The 13,712-nt window shown below is 70.3% G+C and carries 12 protein-coding genes; 4 read left to right on the top strand and 8 right to left on the bottom strand.

The window, feature by feature from the left end:
* Positions 1 to 19: 19 nt before the first annotated feature.
* On the bottom strand, positions 20 to 1,612 hold the full coding sequence (locus ACFWSK_RS16095) for an MFS transporter (protein WP_383785739.1): 1,593 nt from the start codon (positions 1,610 to 1,612) through the stop codon (positions 20 to 22).
* A gap of 61 nt (positions 1,613 to 1,673) precedes the next feature.
* Between ACFWSK_RS16095 and ACFWSK_RS16090 the strand changes: the two genes are divergently transcribed.
* Positions 1,674 to 2,645 (top strand): helix-turn-helix transcriptional regulator, encoded by a 972-nt coding sequence (locus ACFWSK_RS16090; RefSeq protein WP_383785736.1) that lies wholly within the window; start codon positions 1,674 to 1,676, stop codon positions 2,643 to 2,645.
* Positions 2,646 to 2,774: 129 nt separating this feature from the next.
* Here the strand turns inward: ACFWSK_RS16090 and ACFWSK_RS16085 are convergent, their stop codons facing one another.
* Entirely contained in the window at positions 2,775 to 3,773 is a 999-nt protein-coding gene (locus tag ACFWSK_RS16085) for an RNA polymerase sigma factor RpoD/SigA (RefSeq protein WP_383785734.1), read from the bottom strand.
* Between the two features lie 147 nt (positions 3,774 to 3,920).
* On the opposite strand from ACFWSK_RS16085, the gene ACFWSK_RS16080 reads away from it, so the two are divergent.
* Entirely contained in the window at positions 3,921 to 4,454 is a 534-nt protein-coding gene (locus ACFWSK_RS16080; RefSeq protein ID WP_383785732.1) for a GNAT family N-acetyltransferase, read from the top strand.
* A gap of 39 nt (positions 4,455 to 4,493) precedes the next feature.
* Here the strand turns inward: ACFWSK_RS16080 and ACFWSK_RS16075 are convergent, their stop codons facing one another.
* A complete protein-coding gene (locus ACFWSK_RS16075) occupies positions 4,494 to 5,276 on the bottom strand; it encodes a dioxygenase (RefSeq protein ID WP_383785729.1) in 783 nt (260 codons plus the stop codon).
* A gap of 117 nt (positions 5,277 to 5,393) precedes the next feature.
* Between ACFWSK_RS16075 and ACFWSK_RS16070 the strand changes: the two genes are divergently transcribed.
* Positions 5,394 to 5,906, top strand: coding sequence for a MarR family winged helix-turn-helix transcriptional regulator (locus ACFWSK_RS16070; protein ID WP_383785726.1), 513 nt, complete (start codon positions 5,394 to 5,396; stop codon positions 5,904 to 5,906).
* Positions 5,907 to 6,041: 135 nt separating this feature from the next.
* Here the strand turns inward: ACFWSK_RS16070 and ACFWSK_RS16065 are convergent, their stop codons facing one another.
* Together ACFWSK_RS16065 and ACFWSK_RS16060 are read right to left on the bottom strand one after the other, a co-directional pair.
* Positions 6,042 to 7,562 (bottom strand): MFS transporter, encoded by a 1,521-nt coding sequence (locus tag ACFWSK_RS16065; RefSeq protein ID WP_383785724.1) that lies wholly within the window; start codon positions 7,560 to 7,562, stop codon positions 6,042 to 6,044.
* 158 nt (positions 7,563 to 7,720) lie between these two features.
* Positions 7,721 to 8,383, bottom strand: coding sequence for a TetR/AcrR family transcriptional regulator (locus tag ACFWSK_RS16060; RefSeq protein WP_383785721.1), 663 nt, complete (start codon positions 8,381 to 8,383; stop codon positions 7,721 to 7,723).
* Between the two features lie 255 nt (positions 8,384 to 8,638).
* Between ACFWSK_RS16060 and ACFWSK_RS16055 the strand changes: the two genes are divergently transcribed.
* Positions 8,639 to 9,916: a M6 family metalloprotease domain-containing protein gene (locus ACFWSK_RS16055; RefSeq protein WP_383785718.1), complete on the top strand. Its 1,278-nt coding sequence runs from the start codon at positions 8,639 to 8,641 to the stop codon at positions 9,914 to 9,916.
* Between the two features lie 12 nt (positions 9,917 to 9,928).
* Here ACFWSK_RS16055 and ACFWSK_RS16050 read toward each other — a convergent pair whose 3' ends face one another.
* From ACFWSK_RS16050 to ACFWSK_RS16040, 3 genes are read right to left on the bottom strand one after another with little or no spacing between them, the layout of a single operon-like run.
* Positions 9,929 to 11,647, bottom strand: coding sequence for a class I adenylate-forming enzyme family protein (locus ACFWSK_RS16050; RefSeq protein WP_383785716.1), 1,719 nt, complete (start codon positions 11,645 to 11,647; stop codon positions 9,929 to 9,931).
* Positions 11,648 to 11,687: 40 nt separating this feature from the next.
* Positions 11,688 to 12,860, bottom strand: a complete 1,173-nt coding sequence (locus tag ACFWSK_RS16045; RefSeq protein WP_383785713.1) for an MAB_1171c family putative transporter — start codon at positions 12,858 to 12,860, stop codon at positions 11,688 to 11,690.
* A complete protein-coding gene (locus ACFWSK_RS16040; RefSeq protein ID WP_383785710.1) occupies positions 12,857 to 13,420 on the bottom strand; it encodes an ImmA/IrrE family metallo-endopeptidase in 564 nt (187 codons plus the stop codon). Before ACFWSK_RS16040 ends, ACFWSK_RS16045 begins: the two co-directional genes overlap by 4 nt.
* Positions 13,421 to 13,712: the final 292 nt, after the last annotated feature.

Raw genomic sequence — 13,712 nt, 5'->3', positions numbered from 1 at the left:
CTGCGTGCTGACGTGCCGATCAGCGTGTGAGCGCGGGCTCCCTGGCGCTGTCGCCGTCGGGCGCCGGGCCCTCGTCGGCCGTGCCGCCGTCAGCCGTGCTGCCGTCGGCCGAGCCCTCCACATGGGCCTTCGGCCGGGCCGGCAGGGCGAACATCACCAGGAAGATCACGGCCAGCACCCCGGCCACCCACCACAGGGACTGCTGGAACGCCTCGGCGAACGCCGGTCCCACCGCCCGCGGCGCCGCCGCGTCGTCGACCACCCCGAAGAAGACCACCGAGACGAGACCGAGCCCCAGCGCCGTACCCATCTGCTGGACGGTGTTGATCAGCCCGGACGCCGATCCGGCGTGCTCCCTGGGCACCTCGGAGAGCACCGCGTCCGTCAGCGGGGCCACGATCAGACCCATCCCCACGCCCATGACGACGAGCGGCAGCGCCATCTGCCACGGCGTGATGTCCATGCCGTAATGCGCGGACTCCCAGATGTAGAGCAGCAGTCCGGCGATCATCAGCAGCGCGCCCGCCTGTAGGACCTTGCGGCCGAAGCGGGGCACCAGCTTCTGTACGGAGATGCCTGCGGCGACCGAGACGGCGATCGAGAAGGGGATGCCCGTGGTGCCCGCCCGCAGCTCGCTCCAGCCCAGACCCATCTGCATGTAGAGCGTCCAGACGAGGAAGAAGATGCCGAGGCCGATGCCGAAGGTCAGCTGCACGGCGATGCCCGCGGCGAAGCTCCTGACCCGGAACAGCGACAGCTCGACGAGCGGCGAACCGTCCTTGGCCGCCTTCCGCCGCTCGTACGCGATCAGTGCCAGGAACACCAGGAGACTGCCCGCCATCGACACATGACCCCACACCGGCCAGCCCAGCTCGTGCCCCCGGGTCAGCGGGAAGATCAGCATCAGCAGACCGAGCGTCACCAGGAACACCCCGACCAGGTCGAGGCGGAGCGCCTTGGGCGCCTTCGACTCGCTGATGAACTTGCTGCCCAGGATCAGACCCGCGATGCCGACCGGCAGGTTGATCAGGAAGATCGGGCGCCATTCGAGACCGAAGAGGTTCCAGCCGGTGAGCAGCGCGCCCAGCAGCGGGCCGGAGACCGCGCCGAGTCCGACGATCGCGCCGAAGAGGCCGAAGACCTTCCCGCGCTCGTGCGCGGGGAAGGTGGCGTGCACGATCGACAGCACCTGCGGCACCATCAGCGCCGCCATGGCGCCCTGGAGGATGCGGGAGGCGACCAGCATCTCCGGGTCGGCAGCGAAGCCGCAGAGGGCGGAGGAGAGGGTGAAGCCGCCGATGCCGATGAGGAAGAGCCGCTTGCGGCCGTAGATGTCGCCCAGCCGGCCGCCCGTGATCAGCCCGGCCGCGAAGGCGAGGGCGTACCCGGCGGTGATCCACTGGATCGAGCTGAACGAGGCACCGGTGTCCCGCTTGATGCTCGGAATGGCGATGTTGACGATCGTGACGTCGACCAGGTCCATGAAGGCCGCGGTCATCACGATGGCGAGCGCGTACCAGCGGCGCCGGTCGGCGGGGGCCGCCGGGGTCACCGAGCCCTCGGTCGCCGTGCGGGCGGCCGTCGTGGACGGCAGCGATTCGGAAGAAGTCATGGAAGGAAGCTAGAGGGCCATTAGGACAGTTCGTGACCTGATGGCCGGGCATCCTGAAGGCATGACCGATACGCCGGCACGACTGCTGAATCTGCTGTCGCTCCTCCAGACACCGCGCGAGTGGCCGGGCTCCGAACTGGCCGACCGCCTCGACGTCACCCCGCGCACCATCCGCCGCGACATCGACCGGCTCCGGGACCTCGGCTATCCGGTCGAGGCGACGCGCGGCTCGGTCGGTGGCTACCGCCTGGTCGCGGGCACCGCGATGCCGCCCCTCCTCCTCGACGACGAGGAGGCGGTGGCCATCGCGGTCGGGCTGCGGGCCGGGGCCGGGCACGCCATCGAGGGCGTCGACGAGGCGTCCGTAAGGGCTCTGGCGAAGCTGGAGCAGGTGCTGCCCTCGCGGCTGCGTCACCGGGTCTCGTCCCTGCAGAACGCCACCCTGCCGCTCACCCGGGGCGACGGCGCCACGATCGACCCGCGCACGCTGACGGTGATGGCGTCGGCGGTCACCGGGCGGGAGCGGCTGCGGTTCGCCTACCGCGCGGGGGACGGCGCCGAGACGAAGCGGCTGGTGGAACCGGTGCGGCTGGTGAGCACGGGGTACCGCTGGTATCTCGTCGCGTACGACATGGAGCGCGACGACTGGCGTACGTTCCGGGTGGACCGGGTCAGTGAGCCGATGGCGACCGGGGCCCGCTTCACGCCGCGCGAGCTGCCCGGGGAGGACGGGGACGCCGCCCAGTTCTTCGCCCGGTCGATGTCCCGGATGCAGCCGGAGCTTCGGATCGATGTCAGCTTCCGGGCTCCGGCGGACTTCGTGGTGGCACGCCTGCCCTCGGGGCTGGGCGCACCGGAGCCGACCGGCGAGGACAGCTGCCGGCTGCGGGCGGTATCGAGGGACTCCCTGGAGTGGGTGGCGCTGAGGCTGGCCCTCGTCGACTGCGAGTTCACGGCGCACGAGCCGCCACAGCTTGCGGAGTATCTGAGCGACCTGGGGGCCCGGCTGACCCGGGCGTCCTCGGCGAGCTGAGCGGGCTCCCGCCCCGGTGGATCGGCCCCGGACATGAATGAGCCCCGGCGCCGGGGGGGGGTGGGCGCCGGGACTCAGCTCAGGGTGCCGGTGCGAACCGGCTTGATTGTGAGGTTACGGGTTATTGGCTCACGCCGCAGCGTCAAAGCCCGTGTCGTCAGCCATTCGCTTCAATTCGAGTAGCGCGTGCTTCTCGATCTGGCGGATTCGCTCCCGGGTCAGACCGTGCTGCTTGCCGACTTCGGTGAGGGTCCGCTCGCGCCCGTCCTCGATGCCGTACCTCATACGGATGATCGACGCGGTCCGGTTGTCGAGCTTGCCGATGAGGTCTTCCAGCTCCTCGCTGCGCAGCAGCGTCATCACGGACGTCTCGGGCGAAACGGCGGAGGTGTCCTCCAGGAGGTCACCGAACTGGGTGTCGCCCTCGTCGTCCACGGACATGTTGAGACTGACCGGGTCACGGGCCCAGTCCAGGACGTTCCCCACACGCTCCGTGGTCGAGTCGAGCTCGGCGGCGATCTCCGCGTGCTCCGGATCGCGCCCGTGCTCGCGGTTGAACTCGCGCTGCACCCGACGGATACGGCCGAGCTCCTCCACCAGGTGGACGGGGAGCCGGATCGTGCGGGACTGGTCGGCTATGGAACGGGTGATGGCCTGGCGGATCCACCACGTCGCGTACGTGGAGAACTTGAACCCCTTGGCGTAGTCGAACTTCTCGACCGCGCGCACCAGTCCGGCGTTGCCTTCCTGGATCAGGTCGAGCAGGGGCAGACCCGCTCGTGGGTAGCGCCGGGCCACGGCGACCACCAGCCGGAGGTTGGACCGGATGAATACGTCCTTCGCGCGCTCGCCTTCGGCGACGAGCGCCTCCAGCTCCTCGCGCTTCGCTCCGCCGGCGTCGCTCTCCACCTCGCCGTCGAGGATCTGCTGGGCGTAGACGCCCGCCTCGATGGTCTGCGACAGATCGACTTCCTTGGCGGCGTCGAGCAGGGGCGTACGAGCTATTTCTTCCAGGTACATGCCGACCAGGTCGCGATCGGCGATTTCCCCGCCCACGGCGCGAACACTGCTCGCCCGGCTTGTCCCACCGGTGGTGGACGAACGACGGGCGACGGCACGGGTTGCCATGCGCACTCCCTTGCTGAGTAGGTCGCGACACCCTTTCGGGTGCCCTGCATCCGATGGAAACAACGACTGGAATCCGGACAGAATTCCCCTGGGCCGCATTCACTTTCGCGATCATGCAGTACCCTGTCGGCCCCAACGGGAGGACACATGGTGCACATACCCACAGAAGTGCAGGTCAGGCCGGGCTCGGAGGGGGATGTGGTGGGTCTCACCGACATCTACAACCATTACGTCCGTGAGACCGCCCTCACATTCGACACGGTCCCCTTCACTCCCGGGCAGCGCCTCCCGTGGTTGCGCTCCCACCCTGAAGACGGCCCTCACCGCCTCCTGGTTGCTCAGGACACCGGGGACTCGCCACGAATCCTCGGATATGCGACCAGCAGCGCGTTCCGGCCCAAGGCGGCGTACGGCACGTCCGTCGAGGTGAGCGTCTACTGCGCTCCCGACGCGAGAGGGCGCGGGCTGGGCACGTTGTTGTACAAGGCCCTGTTCGAGGCCCTGGCCGACGAGGACGTCCACCGCGCCTACGCGGGTATCGCCCAGCCGAACGAACCGTCCGCCCGGCTGCACGACACGTTCGGCTTCCGCCACATCGGCACGTTCTCGGAGGTGGGCCGGAAGTTCGGCCGCTACTGGGACGTGGCCTGGTACGAGAAGAGACTGGGCCGGGAGTCCTGAGCCCCGCCGGACTCCCGGACTCCCGGCCCCCGGAAACGCTCAGCCGAACTGCACCGAGCGCTTGGCCAGTCCCATCCAGAAGCCGTCGATGACGCTCCGCCCCTGGTGGAGTTCGTGCTCCGCGGCGCCCAGCGTCACGAAGAGCGGCGCGAAGTGCTCCGTGCGCGGGTGGGCCAGCCGGCCCGCCGGGGACTTGTGCTCGAAGTCCAGGAGCGCGTCGACGTCGTGCGCCCGGAGCGCCCGGTCCCCCCAGTCGTCGAACTCCGCCGACCAGCCGGGAGTGCCTCCGCCCGGGTGTCGCAGCGCGGCCAGGTTGTGAGTGAAGAAGCCGCTTCCGACGATCAGCACCCCCTCGTCCCGCAGCGGGGCGAGCTTGCGCCCGATGTCCATCAGCTTCCGCGGGTCGAGGGTGGGCATGGAGATCTGGAGTACGGGGATGTCGGCGCCCGGGAACATCTCCACGAGCGGCACGTAGGCACCGTGGTCGAGCCCGCGGTCCGGGATGTCCTGGACCGGCGTACCGGGGCCGCGCAGCAGCTTGCGGACGCTCTCCGCGAGCCCGGGGGCGCCGGGGGCCGCGTAGCGCACCTGGTAGTAGTGCTCGGGGAAGCCCCAGAAGTCGTACACGAGCGGCACGGTCTCGTCGGCACCGAGGGCGAGCGGGGCCTCCTCCCAGTGGGCGGAGACCATCAGGATCGCGGTGGGGCGGGGAAGCGTGGCGGACCAGGCGGCCAGTTCACCGGGCCAGACCGGGTCGTCGGCGAGCGGGGGCGCCCCGTGGGAGAGGTAGAGGGCGGGCATGCGCTCCGCGGTGACAGTCATGACACTCCCGTTCCCCTGCTGCTCCGGACCCGTTCGGATCGCTTCATTGAAACTTCAAGTTCCAAGTACCAGAGACCTTAGCTCTATCTAGTTCAACTTTCAAGAAAGGGTCGTAGAGTGGACTCCATGACCACGGCATCCACCGGCGGGCCCCGCTGGCTCACCGACGAAGAACAGAGCGTCTGGCGCACCTACCTCCATGCCACCACGCTCCTGGAGGACCACCTCGACCGCCAGTTGCAGCGCGACGCCGGCATGCCGCACATCTACTACGGCCTGCTGGTCCAGCTCGCCCAGGCGCCCCGTCGCCAGTTGCGGATGACCGAGCTGGCCAAGCACGCCAAGATCACCCGGTCCCGCCTCTCGCACGCCATCGCCCGGCTGGAGAAGAACGGCTGGGTGCGGCGCGAGGACTGCCCCTCCGACAAGCGCGGCCAGAACGCCGTCCTCACCGACGAGGGCTTCGAGATGCTCCGCCGTTCCGCCCCGGGCCATGTCGCCGCGGTGCGCCAGGCGATGTTCGACCGCCTCACGCCCGAGCAGGTACGCGGGCTCGGCGAGATCATGCGGGTGATGGCCGCCGGGCTGGAACCTGAGGGCACGGGCGCCGACCTGCCCTGGCTCCGCTGAGCGGACCGGGAGTACGGCAGCTCCGTCACGCCTCCGTCCGGACTGCCGCACCACCCCTCGGACACACGTCCGCCCCGGCTCCGATGAACGGAGCCGGGGCGGATGTCGCAGATCACGTCGGGCGCGCCGCCCGCGTCAGTGTGCGACGACCGGGATCTTGATGTCGTCCTGGATCCCGTCGGCGGATCCGGTGACCGAGCCGTCCGCCGCGGTGCCCGGACGTCCCGTGTTGATCAGCCACACCGCGATCGCCGAGGCGGCGAGGAGGATGCCGACCGCCCACCAGATCGCGCTGGTGAAGCCGGCGACCATGGCCTGGAACTGCAGCAGCTTCGGGTCCGTGGCGCCCGCGGCGTGGTCCGCGAAGTACGCCGTGGTGGCGCCGGCCGCGATGGTGTTCAGCAGCGCGGTGCCGATGGCGCCGCCGACCTGCTGCGAGGTGTTGACCATCGCCGAGGCCACACCCGCGTCACGCGGCTCGATGCCGTGCGTGGCCAGGGACATCGCCGGCATGAACGCCGTACCCATACCGAGGCCGAGCAGCAGCTGGCCGAAGAGGATGACGCCCGCGTAGCTGGAGTCGGTCTCCAGCTGGGTGAGCAGCAGCATGCCGATCGCGGCGACCAGGAAGCCGGGGCCCATCAGCCAGCGCGGCGGCACGCGGGTCATGAGACGGGCACCGATCTGGGTGGACCCGGTGATCATGCCCACGATCATCGGCATGAAGGCGAAGCCGGTCTTGACCGGCGAGTAGCCCTTGACGATCTGGAGGTAGTAGGTGAGGAACAGGAAGAGCCCGAACATCGCGATGACGGCGAGACCCAGTGAGAGGTAGACCCCGCCGCGGTTGCGGTCGGCGAGGACGCGCAGCGGCATCAGCGGCGACTTCACCAGCCGCTCGGTGACGATGAAGGCGATGAGCAGCAGAGCGGACGCCACGAACATGGTGATGGTCAGGGTGTCGCTCCAGCCGGACGACTCGGCGCGGGTGAAGCCGTACACCAGCGAGACGAGTCCCAGCGTGGACAGGATGACGCCGGGGATGTCGAGCGGCGAGCGGTTGCGGCTGCCGGCCGGCTCACGGATGACGAAGTAGGCACCCGCGGCCGCGACGATGGCGAAGGGGATGTTGACGAAGAACGTCCAGCGCCAGTTCAGGTACTCGGTGAGGAAGCCGCCCAGGATCAGGCCGACCGCGCCACCGCCACCGGCGATCGCACCGTAGATGCCGAACGCCTTGGCGCGCTCCTTGGCATCGGTGAACATCACGGCGAGAAGCGAGAGGGCCGCCGGTGCGAGCAGAGCGCCGAAGACACCCTGCAGCGCGCGGGAGCCGAACATCATCGCCTCGCCCTGCGCGGCACCGCCGAGGGCGGAGGCCGCGGCGAAGCCGAGCAGACCGATCACGAAGACGCGCTTGCGGCCCCAGAGGTCGGCGAGGCGTCCGCCGAAGAGGAGCAGCCCGCCGAAGGCGAGCGCGTAGGCGGTGATGACCCACTGTCTGTTGCCCTCGGAGATACCCAGGTCCGTCTGGGCCGACGGCAGCGCGATGTTCACGATCGTCGCGTCGAGCACGACCATCAGCTGGGCGAGGGCGATGAAGGCCAGTGCTTTCCAGCGACTGGGATCGGGGAGTACGTCGGCTGTTTTCGACATGGGAGTAGCCACCTAAGGGGCGCGTCGGGGCGCGAGAGTCGTGATGTCGGCGAAAAAGGGTGTGCGGGACCGGGGCCGGACCCCTGTCGCAGGGGCCGGGACCCGAAAGTCCGGGTTGGGCGCTGGGTTACACCAGGTCGTTCAGGGCGTCGTGGGCGTCAGTGTCCGCGGCGCAGGTCCTCCAGGGTCGCCGCCGATCCGGGCAGCACGGACCGGGCCGGAGCTTCCAGTCCGTCCAGGAACAGCTGCAGATGGCGGTGGGTGAACCGGTCGATGTCCAGGCAGGCGATGCCGGGCAGCGGCCGGGTGAGCTGGGAGAGGGCGACCAGTACGTCACCGACGGCGATGTCGGTGCGCAGGCGCCCCGCGGTCATGGCGCGCTCCACGAGCCCTTCGACGGCCTCTTCGAGGCGACGGCGCTCGGCGAGCAGTTCGGGGTGGTTCTTGTCGAAGCTGCCGGAGAGCATCGGGCACAGGGCACCGATCCGCTCGTCGGCGGCGGCGTGCACGAAGCGGCTGAGCGCGGCGAACGGATCGGACTCCGCCGCGACGGCCTCTTCGGCCCGGTCGGTGGTGCGGGAGGTGACCGAGAGGACGACCTCGTGCGTGAGGGCGTCCCGGTCGGGGAAGTTCCGGTAGAGCGTGGCGTTGCCGACGCCCGCCCGGCGCGCGACCTCGTCGAGGGGCACGTCCGGCCCGAACTCGACGAACATCTCACGGGCGGCCGTCACGATCCGCTCCCGGTTGCGCAGCGCGTCGGCCCGCGGACGGGACGCACGGCGCCGCACGACGCAGGTGCCGGTTTCGGCGACGGTCTTCACGACGGCTGCCCTTCCCTTTCGGTGTGTGGCGCTCCCCGCTAAGCGGGGACCGCTTCCCCGGTTAGCGGGGACACAGGTTCAAACGGGGAAGGAGTCCCCGGTATTTCACGCCCCCATGTGACCTGCGTCACACATCGAGGGCTGGGAATCCTCCGATCGGAGCAGTCAGCGCGCGGCCCCGCAGCGCCCGGCACAGGCTGATCGGCAGAGCGCAGTCAGAGCCGGCCGACTGCCGCGGACCCCGAAGGCGCCTCTATGCAGCAGCCCCGCCACCGGATACGCAGACACCGCCACCCCGTCGCCATCACCGGAGCGACGGCCCTGGTCATCGCGGCCATGGCCACGGCCAGCAGCACACTCCCCGCCCCCAGCCGCGCCTCCGCGGGCCCGTCCGCCGCCCCCGAGGACTCCGCGCTCGGCTCGTGCCGGATATCCGCGGCCATGGGCGTACAGATGTCGGAGGGCATGCCGACCGCACCCAACTACGCGCGCTCCACGGGCCGGATCAGGGCCCTCAACCTCATGATCGACTTCTCGGACGCCCCGGGCTCGGGGACCGCGAAGGAACGCCTCGCGGAATTCTTCCCGCAGACCTCCGAATGGTTCCGCACGAGCTCCTACGGGCGGCTCACCTATCTGCCCGAGGCGCCGGTGGAGGACTGGCTGCGGATGCCGCTGCCGTTCGCCGAGTACGGGATCGAGCGCGGCTCGCCCTACGAGCCGGGCTACCGCGACCTCGTGAAGGACCTCGTGGCGACGGCCGACCCCGAGGTCGACTTCTCCGCGTACGACCTGGTCAATGTGCTGGTCACCCCGAACGCCGGCCCCTCGGCACTGGACACCGTGCTGTCGGTGACCTTCTCCGCCAACGAGGACGCCCCGTACGCGGACGGCGTCCCGCTCGCCAACACCTCGTTCGTCTACAGCCGCCAGGACGACGGCTCGGGCTCGTACGCCGAGACCGGCTACCGCGTCCTGCCGCACGAGAACGGCCATGTCTTCGGCCTGCCCGACCTCTACACCATGGAGGGCGGCGGCTCCGTCGGGCACTGGGACATCATGTCCGAGGACTGGGGGGCCAACAACGACTTCCTCGGCTGGCACAAGTGGAAGCTGGGCTGGCTCGACAACGACCAGATCGCCTGCGCTGCCCAGGCCGGTACGAGCGAACACACACTCCGCCCGCTGGCCACCGAGGGCGGCACCAAGCTGGCGTTCATACCCCTGAGCGCCGAGTCGGGCTACGCCGTGGAGGTGCGGACGGCGGGCGGCAACGACGCGGCGGTCTGCCGGCCCGGAGTGCTGATCTACAAGGTCAGCTCGGACGTGGACACCGGGCAGGGACCGGTGTCCGTCGCCGACAGCACCCAGGACAGCGGCGGCTGCACCCGGCAGCCCAATGTGCACGCCGAGCTCTCCGACGCCCCCTTCCGGCCGGGCGAGACGTTCACCGACCGCACCAACGGCATACGCGTATCCGTGCTCTCCAAGGGCTCGGACGGCACCTACCGGGTGCGGATCACCCGCCCCTGAGACCGCTGCCGGTCAGTCCCCCTTCAGCTGGGCCACGACCGGACCGCGCAGCTCACGCTTGAGGATCTTCCCGGTCGCGTTCCGGGGCAGCGGCTCCTCGCTCACGAGGACGTGGGCGGGGATCTTGAACGCGGCGAGGCTCCGCCCGACGTGCGCCCGCAGCTCCTCGGCCGTCGCCGCCGCACCCGGCCGCAAGCGGACGACGGCCGCGACCTCCTCGCCCAGCACCGGATGCGGAACGCCGAGCACGGCCGCGTCCTCCACCTCGGGATGGTCGTGCAGCACGGCCTCGACCTCGACGCAGTACACGTTCTCGCCGCCGCGGATCACCATGTCCTTGATCCGGTCGACGACACTCACCCGGCCGTCGCGCAGCACCGCGAGATCGCCCGTGCGGAACCAGCCGTCGGTGAACGCCGCGGCGGTGGCCCCCTCGTCCCGCCAGTAGCCGCGGACCAGTGACTGACCGCGCAGCCACAGCTCACCGACCTCGCCGTCCGGCAGCGCCTCGCCCGCAGGACCGGCGATCCGGACCTCGGTGACGGGCGTCGGACGCCCCACGCTGCCGGGATGGCTCCGGTACCCGGCGCCGAAGTTCGCCGTCACCCCGCCGCTGGTCTCGGTCAGCCCGTAGCCGTTGCGGGGCTCGATCCGCTCCCCGTACCGGGCGGTGAGCCGGGCCACCAGGCCGGGCGGGGCGGCGGCGCCTCCGGTGTTCAGCATCAGCAGGCTCTCCAGGCCGTCGCCCGCCCGCTCGGCGGCGGCGAGCAGCTGGAGGGCGGTGGCCGGGACGCCCGCGTAGTGCGTGACCCCGTGGCGGCCGATCAGCCGCAGCGCCTCGTCCGCGTCCCACTTGCGCATCAGCACGATGGTGCCGCCCGCGGCAATGGTGGCGTAGAAGCTGGTGAAGGCGGCGACGTGGAAGAACGGGAACGTCATCAGCTGGACGGGCGCGGGGCCCTGGCCCGGGTAGAGGCCCCGGCCCAGCGCGGAGACCGCCGCGTGGAAGCGTGGGTTGACGGCCGCGCCGACCTGGGCGAGCTGGGTGGCCACGGCGCCCTTGGGCCGCCCGGTGGTGCCGGAGGTGTAGATGATCGTGGCGTCGTCCTCGGGCCGGATCTCCACCTCGGGCGGCGCGGCCATCGGGTCCGGGGCTGGCAGGTCCTCGTACCGCTCGATCCCTTCGCCCGCGGGCCCCTCGCCGTCCGTGGCGTGGAAGACGACCGCCCTGACCCCCGCGCGTGCGCGCCAGGCGGCCACCTTGGGCAGCCGCTCCCCGTCGACGAGCAGCACGCGCGGGGCGCAGTCGTCGAGGGCGTACGTGAACTCGTCCTCGGTCCACCAGGCGTTGAGGGGTACGGAGACGAGACCGGCCAGCTGGGTCGCCCAGAACGCGATCTGCCACTCGGGGTGGTTGCGCATCGCCACGACGGCCCGGTCGCCAGGCCGCAGCCCGTACGTGCCGGTGAGGCGGCGAGCCAGGGACGAGGCGGCGGCGAAGAACTCCGCGTACGAGTAGCTGCGCTCCCCGGCGATCAGGAACGGCCGGTCGCCGAGGGCCCAGGTGGTCTCCACGAACTCCCGCAGCGTGCGGGGCCCGCCCTCGTACACGAGCGCTCCCTGCTCGCCGCGTACGACGGCGAAGGGTGCGCCGGGCGCGGTCAGGCTTGCCTCGATACGGGTCGTGGCATCAGGGTCCTGGGCGGTTGCGGGCGATTCGTTGTGCGGCACGAGCGACCTTCCTAAGCGCTTGCTCAGTAGCCTGGCGACGCTATGCCCGCACCCGCACGCCGTCAAGGCGCCCCACGACGGCCAGGGGGGACGCGAAGTACCGGGCCAGTCTGCGCTGGAACACCAGCTCGGCCGCCAGATCGCCCGGTTCCGCCGAGAGCGGGGTCTCCACGGGTTCGGGGGGCAGCTCGTCGCGATCCCTCGCCTCGATCGCCGCCCGGATCTGAGCGGCTTCCACGGCCGCGGCCAGCTCCTCACCGCTCAGCCCGGCATTCGCGCCCAGGCGCCGGAGGGCGTCCGCGAGCGCCGGGTCCATCCAGGGCCGCAGCGCCCACTGGGCGTCCCGGATCTCGATCATCACCCGGTACAGCCGCGCGTTCAGACCGGCGCCGCCCTTCATGGGGATGACCAGCTCGGGCGCCCGCGCCGTCACCGCACGGTGCAGCGGCCGCAACGCCCGGAAGGCGCGCCGGTGTTCGGACCACTGACGTACGGCGGTGACGCGCTTGCCGATGTCCGGCAGCGCCCAGCCCAGGGCCTGCATGACACCGACAAGGGCGAGGGAGAGTTGCGCCATCGGCTCCCACCGGTCCGCCGGGACACCCATACGCCCCGCGAATATGCCCATGACACGGCACGCGGCATATATGAGACTGAGAGGCAAGGTCATGGCGATAAGACCCAGTCCCCTGCGCAGCCAGACCGATGGGGGAATATGCGCATGACGTCGGCACGTGATGCCGATATTGATCTGCCCCACCGTGAAGGCGGTGAGGTAAAAGGCCAGATACACCGGGTTCTGTTCCGCGGCCCGCGCACTGAACTCGGCGGGCCCCGCCGGCCGCACGGGAACGGCGAAGAACAGGGTCGTCATGGCCGTAAGCGTCACACCGAGACCGATGAGCGGGTAAATCGCCTTTCGGTAGGCCGTGACCCTCTCGTGGGAAAGCCGCAGCAGTACCAGCTGCTGACACACCGTCACGAGAATGACGCAGGTCTGGGTGACCAGCCCGGAGAAGTTCTCGGTGCCGACGACCCGGCTCGTCTCGGCCCACACCGCGGGGACCGAGACCAGACCGACCACACTGAGCAGGAAGTAACTCTCCGCCAGGGCGAGCCGCACGGCCGAATAGCCGGCCCGCAGGACCCGGACCTTTTCGACGAAGGCGAGGAGAGCGAGCGCGGCGCAGACCAGATTCGGGCCGGCGCTCATCCCCTGCCCGGCGCGACCGGGGGCTCCAGTTCCGCCAGACGCGCGGCGAGCCTCCGGGCCTCGGGCGCCACCGGCCACACCGGGCCGGTGGTCCAGGCGCCGATCCGGCGGCCGATGAGGGAGCCGACCAGCTCCGCCTCGATCTCCGCATCGGACTGTCCGTGCTCCCGGCCCAGCACGCGTTGTACCAGGTCAGGGCTGAGCGAAGGGAGCAGCAGCCCGGCATCCTCCGCCGCCAGCGCAGGGGAGGCGGCGTGATCGCAGACGATGTGACCGATCTCGTGCAGGATGACCTGGCGCTGGTGCACGGGAGCGAGCCGCTCCTCGAAGACGACGTACTCGCGGCTCTCAGTCGAGACCCACAGACCGTGCGGGCTCCCCAGGGGGAGCTCCAGGGAGACCAGTTGCACCGGCCGGCCGCGCCCGCGGCCGACGTGCTCGCAGAGTTGTTCGATCGTCAGCGTCGTATCGACGGGTAGCCCCAGGTCACGCACCCTCCGCTCGCAGCGGTCGTCGCGGCTGTTCCTCCCACGGCGTCCGAACGGAACCGGCCATCGCACGAAGATCACCTCGACCCGTCCGTGTCGAAGACGAGTGCCCTCGTGATGCCGACGGAAACCGGTACCGGAATCCGGGATCGCCGAGATTCCTTGGTACACGCATGCCGAAGTTCCACGTGCCCTCCAGCCCCCCTGGGTCGATCAATGCCGACGCGGAACGCTTCAGGTGGCGGGATCCACCTACGCTCCACAAAGATCCAAACACGTGTGCCCATGGGTGGTCTAGGGTCACTTCCGGCCACGGAAATGAAGCCCTCCGTGCGGGTCCGCATTGAGCACGGCGGGGATTCCC

Origin of the sequence: Streptomyces sp. NPDC058620, assembly GCF_042717135.1 — a bacterium.
GTDB lineage: Bacteria > Actinomycetota > Actinomycetes > Streptomycetales > Streptomycetaceae > Streptomyces.
Note: the sequence above shows the minus strand (reverse complement) of the source record. Positions and strands in the feature narration are given on the sequence as shown.